19 protein-coding genes and 1 pseudogene are annotated in these 18,121 nt (G+C 64.2%); 9 read left to right on the forward strand and 11 right to left on the reverse strand.

From position 1 onward, the window contains the following. Window position 1 precedes the first annotated feature (1 nt). Entirely contained in the window at window positions 2–796 is a 795-nt protein-coding gene (locus tag CH283_RS22560) for an SDR family NAD(P)-dependent oxidoreductase (RefSeq protein ID WP_094640495.1), read from the forward strand. 123 nt (window positions 797–919) lie between these two features. Then, window positions 920–1,813: a glucose 1-dehydrogenase gene (locus CH283_RS22565; protein WP_068048953.1), complete on the forward strand. Its 894-nt coding sequence runs from the start codon at window positions 920–922 to the stop codon at window positions 1,811–1,813. Between the two features lie 79 nt (window positions 1,814–1,892). Here CH283_RS22565 and fabG read toward each other — a convergent pair whose 3' ends face one another. The 5 genes from fabG to CH283_RS22590 form a co-directional block, all read right to left on the reverse strand. After that, entirely contained in the window at window positions 1,893–2,651 is a 759-nt protein-coding gene (fabG, locus tag CH283_RS22570) for a 3-oxoacyl-ACP reductase FabG (RefSeq protein ID WP_068048880.1), read from the reverse strand. A 66-nt stretch (window positions 2,652–2,717) separates the two neighbouring features. Continuing rightward, window positions 2,718–3,455 carry a lysophospholipid acyltransferase family protein gene (locus CH283_RS22575; RefSeq protein ID WP_094640459.1) on the reverse strand — a complete coding sequence of 246 codons (738 nt, stop codon included), beginning with the start codon at window positions 3,453–3,455 and terminating at the stop codon, window positions 2,718–2,720. A 15-nt stretch (window positions 3,456–3,470) separates the two neighbouring features. Beyond that, window positions 3,471–4,226, reverse strand: a complete 756-nt coding sequence (locus tag CH283_RS22580; protein WP_068048873.1) for an ABC transporter permease — start codon at window positions 4,224–4,226, stop codon at window positions 3,471–3,473. Then, complete coding sequence (locus CH283_RS22585; protein WP_068048870.1) at window positions 4,223–5,218, reverse strand: ABC transporter ATP-binding protein; 996 nt, start codon at window positions 5,216–5,218, stop codon at window positions 4,223–4,225. The genes CH283_RS22580 and CH283_RS22585 overlap by 4 nt, the downstream gene beginning before the upstream one ends. Before the next feature lie 97 nt (window positions 5,219–5,315). Next, window positions 5,316–6,281 carry a lysophospholipid acyltransferase family protein gene (locus CH283_RS22590; protein WP_094640458.1) on the reverse strand — a complete coding sequence of 322 codons (966 nt, stop codon included), beginning with the start codon at window positions 6,279–6,281 and terminating at the stop codon, window positions 5,316–5,318. Between the two features lie 116 nt (window positions 6,282–6,397). On the opposite strand from CH283_RS22590, the gene CH283_RS22595 reads away from it, so the two are divergent. Next, window positions 6,398–7,801: a GntP family permease gene (locus tag CH283_RS22595; RefSeq protein ID WP_094640457.1), complete on the forward strand. Its 1,404-nt coding sequence runs from the start codon at window positions 6,398–6,400 to the stop codon at window positions 7,799–7,801. Here the strand turns inward: CH283_RS22595 and CH283_RS22600 are convergent. Both CH283_RS22600 and heR read right to left on the reverse strand, forming a co-directional pair. Continuing rightward, the gene (locus tag CH283_RS22600; RefSeq protein ID WP_094640456.1) at window positions 7,798–8,571 is read right to left on the reverse strand and encodes an SDR family oxidoreductase; all 774 of its coding nucleotides are present in this window, start codon (window positions 8,569–8,571) and stop codon (window positions 7,798–7,800) included. The genes CH283_RS22595 and CH283_RS22600 overlap by 4 nt on opposite strands. Next, entirely contained in the window at window positions 8,568–9,350 is a 783-nt protein-coding gene (gene heR, locus CH283_RS22605) for a heliorhodopsin HeR (protein ID WP_094640455.1), read from the reverse strand. The genes CH283_RS22600 and heR overlap by 4 nt, the downstream gene beginning before the upstream one ends. Before the next feature lie 56 nt (window positions 9,351–9,406). Here heR and CH283_RS22610 point away from each other — a divergent pair, with 56 nt between their 5' ends. Beyond that, window positions 9,407–9,985 (forward strand): TetR/AcrR family transcriptional regulator, encoded by a 579-nt coding sequence (locus tag CH283_RS22610; protein WP_068048854.1) that lies wholly within the window; start codon window positions 9,407–9,409, stop codon window positions 9,983–9,985. A 7-nt stretch (window positions 9,986–9,992) separates the two neighbouring features. On the opposite strand, the gene CH283_RS22615 is transcribed toward CH283_RS22610, so the two are convergent. Next, window positions 9,993–10,601: a YdeI/OmpD-associated family protein gene (locus CH283_RS22615; RefSeq protein WP_094640454.1), complete on the reverse strand. Its 609-nt coding sequence runs from the start codon at window positions 10,599–10,601 to the stop codon at window positions 9,993–9,995. A gap of 40 nt (window positions 10,602–10,641) precedes the next feature. Continuing rightward, window positions 10,642–11,604, reverse strand: coding sequence for an SMI1/KNR4 family protein (locus tag CH283_RS22620; RefSeq protein ID WP_094640453.1), 963 nt, complete (start codon window positions 11,602–11,604; stop codon window positions 10,642–10,644). A gap of 130 nt (window positions 11,605–11,734) precedes the next feature. Between CH283_RS22620 and CH283_RS22625 the strand changes: the two genes are divergently transcribed. Then, window positions 11,735–12,205 carry a YdeI/OmpD-associated family protein gene (locus CH283_RS22625; protein ID WP_068048844.1) on the forward strand — a complete coding sequence of 157 codons (471 nt, stop codon included), beginning with the start codon at window positions 11,735–11,737 and terminating at the stop codon, window positions 12,203–12,205. A 25-nt stretch (window positions 12,206–12,230) separates the two neighbouring features. On the opposite strand, the gene CH283_RS22630 is transcribed toward CH283_RS22625, so the two are convergent. Then, window positions 12,231–12,935: a M50 family metallopeptidase gene (locus CH283_RS22630; protein WP_094640494.1), complete on the reverse strand. Its 705-nt coding sequence runs from the start codon at window positions 12,933–12,935 to the stop codon at window positions 12,231–12,233. Window positions 12,936–13,044: 109 nt separating this feature from the next. On the opposite strand from CH283_RS22630, the gene CH283_RS22635 reads away from it, so the two are divergent. From CH283_RS22635 to CH283_RS22650, 4 genes are all read left to right on the forward strand, one after another. After that, on the forward strand, window positions 13,045–14,058 hold the full coding sequence (locus tag CH283_RS22635) for a Bug family tripartite tricarboxylate transporter substrate binding protein (RefSeq protein WP_255183308.1): 1,014 nt from the start codon (window positions 13,045–13,047) through the stop codon (window positions 14,056–14,058). A gap of 90 nt (window positions 14,059–14,148) precedes the next feature. Then, on the forward strand, window positions 14,149–15,534 hold the full coding sequence (locus CH283_RS22640) for a GntP family permease (RefSeq protein WP_094640452.1): 1,386 nt from the start codon (window positions 14,149–14,151) through the stop codon (window positions 15,532–15,534). Between the two features lie 47 nt (window positions 15,535–15,581). Beyond that, entirely contained in the window at window positions 15,582–17,264 is a 1,683-nt protein-coding gene (locus CH283_RS22645) for a sensor histidine kinase (protein ID WP_373557646.1), read from the forward strand. Beyond that, complete coding sequence (locus CH283_RS22650; protein ID WP_094640450.1) at window positions 17,257–17,949, forward strand: response regulator; 693 nt, start codon at window positions 17,257–17,259, stop codon at window positions 17,947–17,949. Before CH283_RS22645 ends, CH283_RS22650 begins: the two co-directional genes overlap by 8 nt. A gap of 21 nt (window positions 17,950–17,970) precedes the next feature. On the opposite strand, the pseudogene CH283_RS28855 reads toward CH283_RS22650, so the two are convergent. Then, window positions 17,971–18,121 (reverse strand): annotated as a pseudogene (locus CH283_RS28855) (acyl-ACP desaturase); the annotation flags it as partial.

Here is an 18,121-nt window from a genome sequence, read left to right on the forward strand (position 1 = left end):
CATGAACATCGATCTCGACGGCCGCACCGCTTTGATTTCCGGCTCCAGTCAGGGCATCGGATTCGCGATTGCCACCGAATTGGCCCGCGCCGGTGCGCGCGTGGTCCTCAACGGCCGCAGCGAGTCGGCGCTGGATTCGGCCGAGGAACAGTTGCTGACGGCAGTGCCGGGTGCGCGGGTGATCGTCGTTGCTGCCGATCTCGCGACGGCCGACGGGGTCGAGACATTGCTCGCCAAGGTGCCGGTGGTCGACATTCTGGTGAACAACCTCGGCATCTTCGGAGCAAAACCCGCTCTCGACATCGACGACGACGAATGGCGACGCTATTTCGAGGTGAATGTGCTCTCGGCAATCCGGCTGATCCGCACGTATCTGCCGGCGATGACCGAGGCGGGCTGGGGCCGAATCCAGAATATCTGCAGCGATTCCGCAGTCGTGATTCCCGAGGAGATGATCCACTACGGAATGACGAAGACCGCCCTGCTCGCAGTGACCCGTGGATTCGCGAAAGCTGCTGCAGGAAACGGCGTTACGGTCAATTCCGTGATCGTGGGCCCCACCCACACCGAGGGCGTCGAGAAGTTCGTCGGCGAACTCGTCGGCGACGACCTCCCCTGGGACGAGGCGCAGGCGCAATTCATGAAGGAGCACAGACCACAATCGCTCATCGGACGTTTGATCGAGCCGAGGGAGATCGGCAACATGATCGTCTACCTGAGCTCCGAGCAGGCCTCTGCGACCACCGGTGGCGCTCTACGAGTCGACGGCGGCTACGTCGACGCGATACTGCCCTGAGTTTTTCGCAGAGCGGTCCGGTCGGTCACAGTTTGTGGCCGACCGCTTCGGGGCATGCGTGAAATACACGGAATCAAGCAGAGGTTCTTCACGCATTTGACCGTATTCGGAGACGATTCCACAGTGAGCGATCAGTACACCTTCACCAACCCCGTCACGCAGTACCGCCAGGACGGCTTCCCGGAGCAGCACCAGGATCCGCCCGGCCTGGCCGCAGATCTTCAGCCCCTCGCCGACCACGGTGAGCAGACATACCGCGGATCCGGACGCCTCACCGGCCGCAAGGCCTTGATCACCGGGGCCGATTCCGGAATCGGACGAGCAGCAGCCATTGCCATCGCACGCGAGGGCGCCGACGTGGTTCTCAATTACCTACCCGCAGAAGAGAAGGACGCGCAGGAGGTTGCGCAGTTGATCCGCGACGCCGGCCGCACCGCAGTCCTGGCACCGGCAGATCTCACCGACGAGCAGGCCGCGCGCGGCATCGTGCGCACTGCCGTCGACGAGCTCGGTGGCCTCGACCTGCTGATCAACGTCGCAGGTAAGCAGCAGTTCGTCGAAGATCTGGCCGACCTGACGTCCGAGCAATTCGATCAGACGTTCAAAACCAACGTCTACGCACTGTTCTGGATCATCCAGGAAGCGGTGCCGCACATGCCCGCCGGCTCGACCATCGTCAACACCAGCTCGATCCAGGCATACACACCGTCACCCGGACTGGTGGACTACGCGACCACGAAGATGGCCATCAACACCATCAGCAAGGCCCTCGCACAGCAGTTGGCACCGAAGGGAATCCGCGTCAATGTCGTTGCGCCGGGACCGTTCTGGACACCGCTGCAGGCAGCCGGCGGCCAGCCGACTTCGGCACTGCCGGAATTCGGCAAGGAAACACCGCTCGGACGCGCAGGACAGCCCGCCGAGATCGCCGGTGCGTACGTCTATCTGTCGTCGGCCGAATCGGGTTACGTCACCGGCGACACACTGAACGTCAACGGTGGTATGCCGACGCCGTAGATCGTCACCCGTATTGAGTGAATGGACCATTCACACCCGTCTGGGCTGGTGAATGGTCCATTCACGCGTTCAGGAGAGGTCAGTCCTTCGGCCCACCGGCGGCGTAGACGACCTGACCCGAGATGAAGCCGGCACCCTCGCTGACGAAGAACGACGCCAGGTGCGCGATGTCATCGGGATGTCCGACGCGATTGACCGGAATCTGCGACGCAGCAGCGGCTTTGAAGTCCTCGAACGGCATCCCGACGCGTTCTGCGGTGGCTGCCGTCATCTCCGTCTCGATGAATCCCGGGGCGATGGCGTTGGCGGTGACGCCGAACTTGCCGAGTTCGATGGCCAGGGTCTTGGTGAAGCCCTGCATGCCGGCCTTGGCTGCGGAGTAGTTGGCCTGTCCGCGGTTGCCGAGGGCAGACGTGCTCGACAGGTTGACGATGCGTCCCCACTTGGCGTCGATCATGTGCTTCTGGACCGCGCGAGTCATCAGGAACGATCCGCGCAGGTGTACGCCGAGAACGGAATCCCAGTCCTGCACCGTCATCTTGAACAGCAGGTTGTCGCGAGTGATGCCCGCGTTGTTGATCAGTACGGTCGGCGCACCGAATTCGCTTGCAATGCGATCGACGGCGGTCTGCACCGATTCCTCGTCGGCAACGTTGGCACCGATGGCCACTGCCTGCCCGCCTGCCGACTGAATCGCTCCGACGGTGTCGCTGCACGCGGCCTCGTCGAGGTCGACCACGGCAACTCCGAAACCGTCCTTGGCCAGCCGCTTGGCTACCGCAGCACCGATTCCTCGCGCACTACCGGTGACAATGGCCGTCTTGATCTGATCACTCACGAATATCTCCCTTACGACGCCGAACTCGATAACTGTCCTCTGTTTCTATCAACACCGACAATGCGATCAGTACGCAGCCACCGCTCCGTCGAGTGCCTTCTGCATTCCCTCTGCCACCACCCGGGTGATGTCGATCGGCGTCTCGGGCAAATCGGTGATGGGCGTGTCGATGTAGACGCTGGCCTGCTTCACCTTCGGCGCACCGGGACCGTAGCTCAGACCGATACAGATCAGCACCGGCTCGACCCCGAGTTTGCGCGCCCGCATCGCGATGTGGCCGATGCCGCTGCCGACGTGCTGCACCGTCGTCGGATCCTCGAGATTGCAGGTTCCCTCGGGGAACACCGCCAGATCGTCGCCTCGCTTCATCCGCTCGGCACTGACGTCCATCATGCGGTTGCCCGCGGCGCTGACGGCCCGCATGCCGTGATTCTTGCCGCGGAAGACGGGGATACCGCCCATCATGTCGATTCGCTTGCGCTGCTTGGGTTCCTGGAACAGCTCGTCCTTGGCCAGCACCCGGGTGCGACCGATGACCGGACGCAGCGGCGACGCCCATGCCGCCGCTGCGAGGGTGTACGGATCGTTCTCGGTCAGATGATTGACCGCGATGAGCAGACGCGTGTTGTCGTAGACGAGACGACGCAACTCCTCACGGGCACCGTCGGGATACGACACCCTCGGGCGGAATCGCCTGGCCAGGGTCGCATAAGCCAACCTCGCGACCTGACGATTCTGCTGATGGCGCAGATAGAAGTCGTACACGGTCACATCGTTTTCGAGAATTACCGCAGGCCGATCCATGAGCCGAGCTTAGCCTCACACCCGCGAGGAACCCATAGCCCGGATACCGACGGTAAGTCCGACCGCAGCGGTAGCCACGGCCGCGACAACACCGGCCGTCACCGTCGAACTCGTGAAGTCTCCCGCGAACAGTGCACGTTCGGCATCGACCAGGTACCCGAGCGGGTTGATGTTCACCAGGAACTGCATCCATCCCGGGGCAGTGGTGAGCGGCAGCATCGTGCCCGACAGGATGAGCAGTGGGAACATCAGAGTCTGCTGTATCGACCAGAACACCCAATCCTGTCCGCGCACAGCCAAAGCCAGCGTGTAGGACAGTGCGCCGAGCCCGACACCGAACACGCCCAGCAGCACGATGCCCACGACCGCACCGATCGGATTCACGGACAGGCCGAGTGGCAACGCGACCAGGATGATCAAGACGGCCTGAGCAGCCAGCGGCACCATCTCCTTGAACGCGCGCCCGACGAGCAGCGCCGATCGCGGCAACGGGGTCACCAACATTCGTTCGTGCGAACCCTGCTGCAACTCCGCCAACAAATTCGAGCCCGTCATGGAGGTTCCGAAAATGGTGATCATCGCGAGGACCCCCGGAACGAACCAGTCCCAGACGCTTCCGTCCCCGAGGCCGGGCACCTCGGTGAGCAGTGGGCCGAACAGTGCGAGCAGGATCAACGGTTGGATGAGACTGAAGATCACCGTGAACGGATCGCGGAGCATCGGCCGCAGTTCGCGGCCCATCACCAACGTACTTCCCGACAGAACGCTCATCGGAGTTCTCCTGCTGTGCTTGCGTTTTCGAGGGATGCGGAACCCGTCGCGGCGCTCTCACGGAGACTGCGCCCGGTGAGGCCGAGGAACACGTCGTCGAGGGTCGGTCGCGTCGTATCTGCCGTGTGCACCGTGATCCCATGAGACTCGCTCAGCCGAAGGAGATCCGGAAGAACCACCTCGGCCCGCTCGACCCGGATGTTCAGACGCGAACCCGCCACCGTCACGTCCCTGACACCGGCTACACCACCGAGAAGCGCAGCCAGCGCCGACGCGTCGGACACGGTGAGGACGATCAGATCACCTGCCAGTTCCGATTTCAGTGCGGTGGCGGTGTCGTCGGCGATGACGGTGCCGCGATCGACGACGATCACCCGCTCGGCCATCGAATCGGCCTCGTCGAGATAGTGCGTGGTGAGCACGATGGTGGTGCCCATCTCTCGCCTCAGCCGCAGAATGTGGTCCCACAGGTTCGCCCGGCTCTGCGGGTCCATGCCGGTGGTCGGTTCGTCGAGAAACAGCAACGGCGGCCGATGCACCAGACCCAGTGCGATGTCGAGTCGTCGACGCTGCCCGCCGGACAGCGTCGACACGGTACGAGTCGCGAGCTCGCCGAGTTCGAGTGCCTCGATCAATTCGTCTGCGCGACTGCCTGATCGGCGACGCGTCATGCCGTAGCACTGCCCTTGCACCACCAGCTCGTCCCGGACGCGCTGATTGTGGCCCGCACCGTTGCCCTGACCCACGTAGCCCAGGCTGCGGCGGACTCGATCCCGGTCTTTGCCCACGTCGAATCCGGCGATGCGGGCCGATCCCGACGTCGGTGCCAGCAACGTGGTCAGCATCCGCAGAGTGGTCGACTTGCCTGCCCCGTTGGGGCCGAGCAGAGCCACCAGCTCTCCCTCACCGATCGTCAGATCGATGCCGCGTACCGCCTCGACGGTCTTCTTGCCTTGCTGAAAAGTCTTGGTCAATCCCGAAGTTTCGATCATCTGTGACGCCCCTCGTCGTAGCGGTGAAATCCCTACGACGGAGACGGTAGAAACGATCGCGGTCAGCTTCGGTCCGCGATGCCAGTGCGGCGGTCGATCAGCCGAAGACGGGGAACTTCCGTTTGCGGGCGAGGGCGTCCATCCCGGACTGAATGCTCGCGCGGACCTCGTCGTACTTGGCGTCGACGTACGCCTCGTCCTCGCATCGAGCCGGATCGTGGTCCAGTTCGACCGGCGGCATGAATCGAGTGCGAATCTTCGCGGGCAACGGAATCTGCGGAAGCGCGGCGGGCGCAATGATCCACGGCAGCGAGATCGCGATCGGGAACACCTTCAACCGCGCAATCTTGTCCAGCTTCAACGCTTTCGACAGCTTGTCACCGCGAATGAGCACCGGCATCGCGTCGGCCCCACCCACCGTCGCCACCGGCACGATGGGCACACCCATCCGAATGGCGAGCTTGATGAAGCCGGTTCGACCACCGAGAGTGGCCTCGTCCCGTTTGCTCCAGGGCCGCAACGAATCGACCTCACCGCCAGGCCACACGATGACGTCCCGGCCCTCGGCCAGTGCCGTCGACATCGAGTCCGGTGCCGCGGGAAGCACCCCCATGGATCGAAAGACTTTTCCGATCAACGGGAACGCCATCAAGGCATCGTGCGCGGTTCCGTGCAGGATGCGTTTCTCACCGAAGTGCCGCCACCACTGAGCGCCGACGGTCCACGCGTCCCAGACGAACGGCGCACCCGAGTGCACGCCGACCACCAGCACCGGCGACTCCGGAATGGTCTCCCAACCGTCGATCTCCATCCGGAAGTAGCGGTCCATCACCCCGTTCCAGAGTCGTTGCTGCCGGTCCATTGCCACGGTGTTCTGATCATCGAGGTCCCAGCCGCCTGCGCGTTCGGCAACCACCGCTCCGAGGCCCCCGGACGACTTCTCCCGACGCTCTTTCATCTTCAGACGCGCAGCCGCGGCGTACCGCTGCGCTTGCTCGCGCAGCTGCTCCTTCGTCGGTTCTTCGGAGCCGTCCCCACCCAGTACGTGATCCCCATCACTCATACCCGCACGGTACTCCACCCGTCCGAAGCCGACTCACAACCAGCGCTCGTAACCCCACGCGACGTCCCGAGTGTCCGTTATGGTCAAAATTCGAGCCGAGCGAACGAGGTATACCGATGGATCCGATCGAACCGGCATACGGAACGACAGCTCTGCTGCTGATCGCCGCCGCAGCCGTTGCAATCCTGCTTTTCCTCATCATGAAGGTGAAACTGCACGCCTTCGTCTCCCTGGTCCTGGTCAGCGCGGTCACCGCCGTCGCGGCCGGAATCCCACTGGCGGACGTGCCGTCGGCCCTGCTCTCGGGCTTCAGTTCCACGCTCGGCTCGGTGGCGCTGCTCGTCGCCCTCGGCGTGATGGTCGGCAGACTGCTCGAAATCACCGGTGGCGCACAGGTATTGGCCGATACCCTGATCAACCGATTCGGGGCCAAACGCGCACCTCTGGCGCTCGGTGTCGCCGCACTCATCTTCGGCTTCCCCATCTTCTTCGACGCGGGCCTCGTCGTCTTCCTGCCGATCATCTTCACCGTCGCCAAACGTTTCGGCGGATCGGTGCTGCTGTATGCCCTCCCGACCGCAGGCGCATTTGCCGCGATGCACGCCATCGTTCCCCCGCACCCCGGTCCGGTCGCTGCCACCGAACTCCTCGGCGGCGACATCGGATCGGTACTGCTCGTCGGCGTTCCCGTTGCCGTCGTCTCCTGGTTCGTCGGCTCGTACCTCGTCGGTACCCAGCTCGGCAAGCGGTTCCACACCTTGCCTGCAGATCTCTTCTCCGACGGCGCTGCCAACTCCGAGGAGCACGACAAGGAAATGGCCGCGCTGCGCGATCCGGCTCCGAAGTTCGGTGCGGTGCTGTTCATTCTGCTGACGCCTCTGGTGTTGATCTCTCTCAACACCGTCGTCAACACACTGACCACGTCGGGTGTGCTGACCGGAGACGAGACCTGGGCCGCAGCGCTGACGCTCATCGGTCAGACACCGATCGCGCTGCTCATCACGCTGCTGCTGGCTCTGTTCATCCTCGCGCCGGGACGCTTCCCGGTGGCCGACGGTGCCAAGTACATGGATCAGGCGCTCGGGCCCATCTGCTCGATCATCCTGATCACCGGTGCCGGCGGCATGTTCGGTGGCGTGCTCCGGGCCAGCGGCATCGGGCAGTCGCTCACCTCCTCGCTGTCCGGCCTCGGACTGCCGATCCTGCTGCAGGCCTTCCTGATCGCCACCGCGCTACGCGTCGCCCAGGGTTCGGCCACCGTCGCTCTCACCACGACCGCCGGACTGATCTCGGTGCAGGTGGCCGAATTGGATCTGAGCAACTTCAAGATCGCGCTGTTGGTGTTCGCCCTGGCCGCCGGAGCCACCGTGCTCTCCCACGTCAACGACTCCGGCTTCTGGCTCGTCAGCCGCTTCTTCGGCATGGACGAGAAGACGACCCTCAAGACCTGGACCGTCATGGAAACGACACTGGGACTGGCGATCTTCGCCCTGGCATCGCTGCTGTGGGTGGTGTTCTAGCGGGGTGGACTGCCTCGATTGACGAGTCCGAGCAAGATCGAAGGGGCAAGCCTCGACCCGAGGATCGACACTCGGCCCAGTCCGATGGCTATCTCGTCGCGGCCACTGTCGAGTCCGGCCATCGTCTTGTCGAGGAACTTCTCCAACGGCATCGCCATCGGCGGCGCGCTGTCCATGCTGCGGTGCAACGGTGTGTCGACTACCGGCGGGACGAGTTCGACGACCTGAACGGTGGTTCGGCGCAGTTGATGCCGAAGACTGACGGTGAACGAATGCACGGCTGCCTTGGTCGCGGAGTACACGGGAGCGCCGGTGAGCGGAACGAAGCCGAGGCCGGAGCCCACGTGCACCACCCTCGCGCGAGGAGCACGGCGCAGGAGGGGCAGCGCTGCCGAGGTGACGTTGACGAGGCCGGTGAAATTGGTGGCGATCTCGGCACTCGCCGGCTGCTCCTGCGCCGAGAAGTCCAGTGGGCGTTGGACTCCGGCATTGTTGATCAGGGTCGTCAGATGCGGAATCGACGCGGCGATCTCCGCTATCGCGCGGCCCACGGATTCCGGGTCGCAGACGTCCATGACGATCGGCGTCATGCCGGGGTGCTCCGCGGCCATCGCACTCAGGCGCACGCTGTCGCGACCGGTGACGACGACGTGGGCCCCACGAGCGTGGAACCGGGTGGCGAGTCCGGCACCGATGCCCGACGTCGCGCCGGTGATGAGAACCACGTCGTCGTCGAAGGACCCCGGGTGTGACCTTCCGCGTCCGATCATGCGAGCGACCCGGCAACGATCTGCCAGGCCAGAGCAGATTTCGCGGCGAGGCTGAGTACGAGGTAGACGAACTCGCCGAATGCGTAGTCCTTCCACGGCCCGATCCTTCGGTACTGCAGCCATTGGTTGGCCGCGAAGCTCATGAAGAAGACGAACAGCGAGAAGAAGATTCCGTAGACGAACCCGGGTACCTCCGAAGCCCCGACGAGGTTCACGGTGATCGCTACCCAGGGTGCGGCACCGGCGACACAGCCGAACCAGAACGCGGTGAGGTCCGGTCGCTGTCCAGGTTGGTTGAAGCGCTCCTGGAGCCAGCCGAACAGGATCATCGCGACGTTGGCACCCACGATCGCGATCAGCGCGCTGATCTGCGTGATGCCGGCATACAGCGCGATGAGGACCACCATGATCGTGGCGCTGACGCTGTACTCGAGCCATCGAAACGGGTTGATACCGCGAGAGAGGGTGCGTTCGTACGACTTTCGTAGTGGAACCCCGGTGACGAAGTGATCCACCGCCGCCAGTGCGAGGAAGACGGCGACCGCGATACCGATGGGAACCGCGAACGCTTCCTGCGCTTGCGGGACCACCGTTCCCGGCGGTCCCGCGGGGTAGGCGGTGGTCACATCGATGGCGAAGTCGGATGCGATGACGAGCACCGCGATGGCCTGAACAGCGTGCAGCGCGGACAGCGAGAGGTTCCAGATGCGGAGTCGCCTCAGCCTGTCCGGAGACAGAGGATGCTCGGTCGCGACGGCCGGGTGCGGAGTGCGTGGCATGACCGTTAGCCTTACAGGTTGTAAGGCTGCTGACAAGGAGTGGTGGGGAGAGCGCTGTGAAGACGGACGACGAGCTGTCCGCTCGCCAACGGATCATGCTCGCCGCGATCGAATTGGCCGGCCAGCAGGGGACCGGGCGCATGACGATGTCCGCGGTAGCCGCGCGTGCGAAGGTGTCCCGACCTACTCTGTACAGCTACTTTCCGGACGTGCCTCGGATTCTGGAAGCCTGGGTCGAGCAGGAAGTGGTGCGCGTCGAGGCGCGGCTTCAGGACGTGTTGGACCGGGGCGCAGGGTCGGATCCGATGACGGTGCTGGGTGACTACATCGACCTGCAGTTGAACTATTTCGTCGAATCTCCGACGAGGGCCCTGCTCACGACGGCCGCACTGGGATCGCCGCCGCAGGCCGTCACCGGACACATCGAACGGTTCCGCGCAGATGTACACGGGCTGCTGTCGGTTCTGGGCAGGCAAGGACGTCTTCGGGCCGATGTGGACGTCGAGATGCTGGCCGGGCTTGTCATCGCGGGGATCACCTCGATGACCTCTCACGTGCTGCAGGAACAGCTATCGCCTACCGAGGCGCGACGCCGATTGCTGGACATCATCTTTCGAGGATCGCTTCGCTCGTGACGGCCGGCTACCCCGGCTGTCGGTCCCGCCTGGGTTGCCATCGAGCTGCGCGCTCGCCGATCGAAGCGAGCCGAGCCGTCTCGTGCACTCGAGAGGCTCGGGTCTCGGGCCGCTTGGCGGTCACGATCCACTCCAGAATCCCGCGACGCGCGGACGGCGGAAACTGGCTCCAATTGCTCTCCGCATCAACGTGTTCGGCGAAGGCGGCGGCCAGGTCCTCGGGAACGATCAGATCCTCGACCTCGTCGAGAACGGTCCATGCTCCGTTGGCCACGGCAGCCTCGACGGCCCGCTCCCCTGCGGGAAGCATCAGGCCTGCTTCACGGAGGGTCTCGATACGGATCGTGTTCGGACGGGACCACGCGCTCGTGGGTTTGCGGGGCGAGAAATACAACATGGTTCGCTCGTCGTCCAGCTTGCGGGGTCGACTGTCCACCCACCCCACCGCGAGCGCTTCCGCGACGGCGTCGTCGTAGCTGATCGCCGGTTTTCCAGTGGCCTTCTTCCACGACACCAGCCACGCCGATTCCGCAGTTCCGTGATGGGCGGACAGCCACGTCCGCCACTGCGCACGTGTCTGGGCATGCACTCTCGGTGCGTCGTCCATGACGGCCATGCGTATCCCTTCGTTCGTCGGGACCAGTCCAACGCTCGACTCACTCGTCCACTTCGAAGACGCATCCCCCGGATGGAAGCTCCAGGACGATGACGTCGTGATCTTCTCCGGTGACGATCGCGGTGTAGACCACCTCCGATCCATCCATCGACACCCACCAGTTCATGTTGGCACCGCGCACACGCGGCACCTGCCGATATAACGCTCGGGCGTCCTCCACAACGGCCGACGGATGCAGCCTCCGAGCAGTCTCGATGACGATGCGGCGGACATGGTCGAGATCGATCAGGTCGTCGTCGGCCGAGAGCTGCGATGGGCGAAAATCGATGAGCGGGAATGGCACTCGCACGACTGGCAGAGTAGCCGCGTATGCCATCGATCCCTCCGATAGCGCGGGGTCACGCCAATGGAGCACGCCCTCCACGAACGTGGGCGTCACGTCGTCGTAGATCGCCGATCCGGTCTCGACGCTGCGGTGCACCGCTGCGATGTACTCGGTCAGGGAGTCGAACCAGGGCGCGCCTTGGTCTGCGGAATCGTACGAGAAACTGCGGATACAGCCTTGCCGAGCACCCGGGCGCGTGTCGACGTAAAGTGTGCTGCCTGAACCGTCTTCGGCGATCGGAACATATGCCGGGACGAACATCTCGGCCGTCTCACCTGCCTCCTGAGCAAGCACTTCGGCCGGCCAGTCCTCACCCAGATCGTCGATCGGATGCAGATTTTCGAGACTGAACCGGTGCCGATCCACAGCTCGGTCGAGCGAGCAGAGAGTGAAGTCCGGCAGCACGGAGCCGACCGGCACGTACTCCTCGCCGTAGGTTTCGTGCTGCCCGTCGTGCAGTCCGTAGAACTCGCGCAACTCGTCCGTCCACGGGGTCGTCGCACGTTCCGCAGACTCTCGCTCATCCGATGTCCGTGGGGGTCGAATCGAGGCGGCGGTGACGGGCGCACGGTCACGGAGCGTTGCCAAGTATGCCGCCCATACTTCGGTGAGGTTCACGACTCGAACCTAACGGGTCTCGATCTGCGTGGGGGTTCGATGCGAGTCTCCGTTCCGCAAAGATCGTTCGTTTATGCTGCGATCGTGGGCGAATTTTCCCTCAGCGGTGTGTCTACGATGCGAGGTAATCGTGAGTGATCGCATTCGATTCGACGGAGTGCTCGAACCGTTGACGTGGGGCAAGAACACGTATGCCATCGTCCGAGTCCCGGCAGAATTGGTCGAGGCTGCGAAGCGATGGCCGACGCGCCGGATCGACGGTTCGATCGACGGCCTCAGCCTCAACTTGGGACTGAACAAGGCTGATGCAGATGTGATGCCCGGGTCCTTCGTCTATGTCGGTGCGGGCCTTCAGCGCCGATTGGGCGTCCACATCGGTGATCTGTTGTCGTGCGAGTTCGAGCCGGCCGACCCCGATCTGGTGCCGGTTCCGAAAGACCTCGAGGAGGCGATGGAGAACGCACAGTGCACAGCGGCCTGGGAGCGCAAGCGCGCGAGCGAACGGCGCCAATTGTTGATGCCGATCGACAACGCGGCGCGCGAGCAGACCCGCGCAGATCGGGTGGCCCGACTGGTGAGGATGTTGACCGACAATTCGTAGACCGGTAGGACCACCCGGCTTCCCGTCACTGCACCGGCATCAGAATTCGCCACGCCCCCAACGCCAGTGAGCCGACGGTGACGAGCAGGAACAGGCCGACCCAGACGATGCCGGGGAGGAAGGTCAACCGAGCCAGCTGATCGGCGTCGGAGTCCCTGGCCCGTCCTGCGCTGCGTGATTTCTGCAGTTCGAGAACGGGACGCGGACCGGCGATCAGCAGGAAGAACGTGATGAAGTACGCCGCCGCGACCTGTTGCTCTCCGGTGCCCCACCAGGACACGACGAACAGGGCAGCGCCGACGACGACGAGTGAGAGCAGCCCGTAGATGTTGCGAATCATCAACAGCATCAACGCAATCGACACGACGCCGATCCACAACACCGCGACTGCATGCTGGGTTCCGAGCACGAACGCGGCGCCGAGACCGAGCAGCGACGGCCCCACGTAGCCGGCGAAGGTCATCGCGATGACGCCGAGGCCGGTGGGCTTGCCCTTCGAGATAGCGACGCCCGAGGTGTCGGAGTGCAGTCGCAGGCCCATCAGCTGTCGGCCGGTGATCAGCGCAACGAACAGGTGCGCACCCTCGTGCGCGATGGTCACGACGTTGCGGGCGATGCGCCAGGTCTGCGGCAGTACCACGATGACAAGAGCGGCCAGCGCGGCAACTTGGACGATCCACACCGGCGGATCAGGACTCACCGCGGAAATGCGGTCCCAGAATTCGTTCACACCCCAGTATGCGGCAACGCCGAAGCACCGCAGGACCACAAAGAACTTTGTGATCATTGGTTACCTATGGGTGACGGCGGTCACGGCCGTGGGTCAAGATGAACGCACGATGACGAATCCACCGAGCTCGATGACGCGACGGCGCGCGCTGGCGTGTCTGGCGACGTTGCCGATGGCATTCTCGGCCGGTTGTACCGGTTTCGGTCGGTCGACGACTCCGTCGGATCTACGGATGCTCATCCCCAACACTCCGGGCGGCGGTTACGACGTGACTGCCAGAACCGCGTCGCGCATTCTCGAGAAGCACGGCCTGACCGGGCCCATCGAGAAGTTCAACGTCATCGGCGGTGGCGGTTCCGTCGCGCTGGCCAGGCTCGTTCGTGAGGCAGGCAACAGTGCGTTGATCGGCATGGTCGGGGTGGGTGTTGTCGGAGTCGCGCAGGTGGCCGAGGCACCTTGGGGACTGTCGGACGCCACCGCACTTGCACGGCTGGTGGACGAACCGGAAGCTCTCGTCGTTCGATCGGGCTCTCCGATGCCGTCGTTGAATGGCTTCCTCGACGCCTGGCGTCGCGGACCGCAGCAGGTGGTCGTCGGCGTGGGCTCTGCGTTGGGCGGGCCCGATCACCTGTTCACCGTGGAGTTGGCCCGTGCAGCCGACATCGACACCGAGGCCCTGAACCTGGTGACGTTCGACGGTGCCGGCGATCTCCTCGCGGCAGTACTCGACGGCACTGTGGACGTGGGCGTGGCAGGAGCGGGTGAGTACATCGATCAAGTCGACAGTGGTTCGCTTCGCATCCTCGCAGTATCGAAGGCACCCGAGGCACGGTCCCGCGGTATCACCGCCGCGTACGACGCCCCGACACTCACCGAGTCCGGTATCCCGCTCGAATTCACCAATTGGCGCGGATTCGTAGCTCCACCCGGCATTTCGGACTCGGCCCGGAACGGCTTGGTCGACGCGCTGACCCGTATGCGCGACACGGACGAATGGCAGGCCGCGATGCCTCTGCGCGGATGGACCGACTCGTTCCTCACTGGGGATGATTTCTCGGAATTCATTGCGGCAGAAGATATTCGAGTAAGAACCACCTTGGCCGAATTCGGCATCACCCGGTAACAACCACCCCGAACTGCCGATCGAGGTCGGCGTCCAACAGTGCACTGCGAGGCTTCGCCGTGCGCTGATCGAATCACGGAAGGACATCTCGTGGACGACTGGGTCCAAACCCTTTCCACAACGGCGCTGCTGTCGATCGCCGGCATCGCCATCGCGGTACTACTGCTGATGATCATCAAGCTGAAGGTACATCCGCTTCTGGCACTTGTGATCGTCTCTCTCGGAACGGCTTTCGCTGCGCGCATTCCGATCTCGGAGATCCAGGACGTACTGATCGACGGATTCGGTACCACCCTCGGTGAAGTTGCACTTCTCGTGGGATTGGGTGCCATGTTCGGCCGGCTCGCCGAGATCAGCGGCGGAGCACAGGCGCTGTCCAGTGCGCTCGTCCGAAAGTTCGGCGACAAGCGCGCCCCGTTCGCGCTGGGAGTCGCGTCGCTGCTGTTCGGGTTCCCGATCTTCTTCGACGCCGCATTCATGGTGATGCTCCCCATCATCTTCGGCGTGGCTCGCCGGCTCGGCGGAAGCGTCCTGCTGTACGCCCTGCCCGCTGCAGCGGCACTGTCGACCATGCACGTGTTTCTGCCGCCGCACCCAGGTGCCGTCGCATCGACCATCCTGTTGGGCGGCGACGTCGGACTGACGATCCTGATCGGCATCCTCGTGGCAGTGCCCACCTGGTTCATCGCCGGGCATCTGTACGGCACCTTCATCGGCAAGCGGATCTATCTCCCGGTGCCGGATCTGCTCAGCGGTGGCCCGCAGGTGGAGACGGTGGAGAACCCTCCCAAGCCGGGTGTGATCATCGCGCTGCTCATGCTCCCGCTGCTGCTCATCTTCGCCAACACGGCGCTCACAACAGCGGCCAGAACCGGCAGCCTCGACGAGAACTCGCCGCTGGTCACCGTCCCGCAGGTCATCGGATCCACACCCGTCGCCCTGCTCATCACGGTCATGGTCTCGATCTATGTGCTCGCACTTCGTCGCGGCCGCACGGCCACATTCGTGGAGGATCTGCTCGACAACGCGCTCAAGCCGATCGCTCCCGTCGTACTCATCACCGGGGCCGGCGGGATGTTCGGCGCGGTGTTGCTCGCCAGCGGCATCGGTGACGCCCTCGCCGAGACGCTTCGCGACCTGGGTCTTCCGCTCATCGTCTCCACCTTCGCCGTCGCAGCCATCCTGCGCATCGCCCTCGGCACTGCCACCGTGGCCATCACCACGTCGGCCGGGCTCCTCGGTGCTTCGATCATGGCAGCGGGGCTGAATCCGGTTCAGACGGTCGCGATGATCCTCGCCCTCGCTGCAGGGTCGTCGATCTTCCCCCACGTCAACGACGCCAGCTTCTGGCTCATCGGCAAGCTTCTGGGTATGGACGTCCCGACCACGTTCAAGACGTGGAGTGTCATCAAGACCCTGATCTCGCTCGTCGGGTTCGCCTTGTCGTCGGTCGTGTACGTCCTGGCGTCGATCTGACTCCGTACTCGACACGGTCGGAGGGGGCTGCAGGCATCATGAGGCACATGCGACGACGACCGGCACCGCGCAGCCTGGCAGGCCAGGTTCTGCTGTTGCAGCTGGTCGTCGTCGCCGTGGTCCTGGTCGCGGTAGCAGGCGTCTCGGTGCACCAGGCCGGTGTGGAATTCCGCGACACCCAGGGCGGACGCCTCCTCGCCGTTGCCGAGAACCTCGCCTCGACTCCTGTTGTCCGCGAACAGGTTGCATCCGTCGAAGCAGACAAGGTCTTGGCACCGGAGGTGGACCGGGCCGTCGACCTGTCCGGGGCATCCGTCGCCGACGTCGTCGTGTTGGACGCGACCGACGTGGGCAGATCCCTGATCGTCGCTTCCTCCGTTCCGGATCGCGTCGGGATCGCCGGGGAACTCGGTGCGAGTGATGCCGAGGACGGACGGGCCTGGACCGGCGATGTCCGGGTCGACGGACAAGAATCGATCTCGGGTCACGTCCCGGTTCTCGCGCCGACAGGCGAGGTTCTGGCCGTTGTTGCCGTCAGCTCGACGTACCCGTCCACCTGGCGCCTCGTCGCCGATGCCGGGGCACCGCTGCTGTTGTATCTCGGACTCGGAGCAGTCCTCGGGCTCATCGGTTCCTTGCTGCTCTCTCGGCGTATCAAGACCCACACACGCGGGCTGGAGGTCGAGGAGATCGCCAGTCTCGCTGATCATCGAGAAGCGTTGCTGCACAGCATCGGTGAGGGTGTGATTGCAGTCAACACCGAGGGTGTGATCACGGTCCTCAACGACAGCGCCGCCGAACTCCTCGGCCTGACCGAGCATGCTTCCGGTGCAGCCACGGTGATCGGCCACAGTATTCACGAGGTTCCCTTGGATCCAGTTGTCCGCCGGTACCTGATCGACGCTCAGGACAGCGGCGATGTGGTGCTCCCGACGGCGACGAGAATGCTGGTGCTCAGTCGGCGGTCGGCCTCGAGCAGGGGCCGACGTATCGGTACGGTCACCACCATGCGTGACAGCACCGAGCTGGCTCGGCTGCAGAGTCAGCTGTCCTCCCACAAGTCGGTCACCGACACATTGCGTGCGCAGACTCATGAATTCGCCAACCAGTTGCACACCATTTCGGGTCTGACTCAACTCGGCGACCACGACGCAGTGACGGACTTCGTCGGTGCACTGACACGCCGTCGAGCAGAAATCAGTGACGCCGTCACCCGAAGTATCTCCGACCCGGCCGTCGCGGCATTGTTGATCGCGAAGACATCGTTGGCTGCCGAGACCGGTGTTGCGCTGGAACTGAATCCGACCTCTCGGCTGCAGACCTTGGATCCCATGCTCGCCACCGACATCATCACCGTGCTCGGCAACCTGATCGACAACGCCGTGGATGCGTCGACCGGAAGCACGGGTGCCCGCGTCGTGGTCGACATCGATGATTCCGACGGCATCGAGATGCAGGTCGCCGATTCCGGACCAGGTGTTCCCGACAGCATGCGCGCCGAAATCTTCTCGCGCGGCGTCACATCGAAGACGGAGACACCCGGAGGGCGAGGCATCGGACTCGCGCTCGTCCGGATCGTCAGCACCCAGCATGGTGGCACCGCCGAGGTCGACGATGCTCCGGGAACCGGCGGTGCACGATTCACCGTGCGTATTCCGTACGACCACGAATCACCGCGACACGGGAACGCGCGCGTGGCAGGCGTCGGAAGTGACGGGACAGATGAGTGAATCGGACCGCACCTACGAGGTCCTCGTCGTCGACGACGATTTCATGGTTGCAGACATACACCGACGATTCGTCGATGCCACCCCTGGTTTTCGCACCGTCGGCGTGGTTCACACCGCGGCAGATGCGGTCGCTGCAGTCCGCACGCTTGCACCCGATCTGGTGCTGCTCGACGTCCACCTCCCGGACCGCTCGGGTCTCGACGCGCTGCAACGTCTGCGCAGCGAAGGTAACGGCGTGGCAGTCGTCGTCGTCACCGCAGCCCGAGAGCTGGACACCGTGCGCCGTGCGCTGCACGGTGGAGCCGCCGACTATCTGGTGAAACCGTTCGAGTACCCACAGCTACTGGAAAAACTCGGAAACTTCCGCCGACGAGCTCGTGCGCTGTCGAGCTCGAAAGGCATGAGCCAGTCGGTGATCGACTCGCTGTTCGGGGCACCGAGTCCGTCCGCGGGCCCGAGCCTGCCGAAGGGGCTGAGCCAGGAAACCGGGTCGCTGGTGCTACGGACAGTTCGCGAGGGCGGCGAGGTATCGGCCAGTGAATGCGCAGACCTCGCCGGTCTCTCGCGGGTGAGCGCGCGGCGATACCTGGAGCACTATGCCTCTACGGGGGTCCTCACGGTCCGACTCGAATACGGCCGCGCCGGAAGGCCGGTACACCGATACCGAGCAACCGACTCGACCTGAACAGCGGCTTCGCCGCAGGCACTAGGACGCGCGTGCTTCGGCCTTCGCGCGTTCGCGGGCGAGGGACCGATCACGCATCTCCTCGAACTTGGTGGCCTGCCGCTCGAGGTCTTCGAGGAATGCGGCGAGTTCTTCGCGCTTGTTCTCCCCGCGTGCGGTGAAGTCGTTGCGC

Source organism: Rhodococcus sp. 05-2254-2, assembly GCF_002259095.1.
Lineage (GTDB): Bacteria > Actinomycetota > Actinomycetes > Mycobacteriales > Mycobacteriaceae > Rhodococcoides.

What these genes read in the sequence shown, in the direction of transcription:
- CH283_RS22560 (WP_094640495.1), top strand. Translation starts at nt 2, where the DNA reads ATGAACATCGATCTCGACGGCCGCACCGCTTTGATTTCCGGCTCCAGT.
- CH283_RS22575 (WP_094640459.1), bottom strand. Translation starts at nt 3,455, where the DNA reads ATGGATCGGCCTGCGGTAATTCTCGAAAACGATGTGACCGTGTACGAC.
- CH283_RS22580 (WP_068048873.1), bottom strand. Translation starts at nt 4,226, where the DNA reads ATGAGCGTTCTGTCGGGAAGTACGTTGGTGATGGGCCGCGAACTGCGG.
- CH283_RS22585 (WP_068048870.1), bottom strand. Translation starts at nt 5,218, where the DNA reads ATGATCGAAACTTCGGGATTGACCAAGACTTTTCAGCAAGGCAAGAAG.
- CH283_RS22590 (WP_094640458.1), bottom strand. Translation starts at nt 6,281, where the DNA reads ATGAGTGATGGGGATCACGTACTGGGTGGGGACGGCTCCGAAGAACCG.
- CH283_RS22595 (WP_094640457.1), top strand. Translation starts at nt 6,398, where the DNA reads ATGGATCCGATCGAACCGGCATACGGAACGACAGCTCTGCTGCTGATC.
- CH283_RS22600 (WP_094640456.1), bottom strand. Translation starts at nt 8,571, where the DNA reads ATGATCGGACGCGGAAGGTCACACCCGGGGTCCTTCGACGACGACGTG.
- heR (WP_094640455.1), bottom strand. Translation starts at nt 9,350, where the DNA reads ATGCCACGCACTCCGCACCCGGCCGTCGCGACCGAGCATCCTCTGTCT.
- CH283_RS22615 (WP_094640454.1), bottom strand. Translation starts at nt 10,601, where the DNA reads ATGGCCGTCATGGACGACGCACCGAGAGTGCATGCCCAGACACGTGCG.
- CH283_RS22635 (WP_255183308.1), top strand. Translation starts at nt 13,045, where the DNA reads ATGACGAATCCACCGAGCTCGATGACGCGACGGCGCGCGCTGGCGTGT.
- CH283_RS22645 (WP_373557646.1), top strand. Translation starts at nt 15,582, where the DNA reads ATGCGACGACGACCGGCACCGCGCAGCCTGGCAGGCCAGGTTCTGCTG.
- CH283_RS22650 (WP_094640450.1), top strand. Translation starts at nt 17,257, where the DNA reads ATGAGTGAATCGGACCGCACCTACGAGGTCCTCGTCGTCGACGACGAT.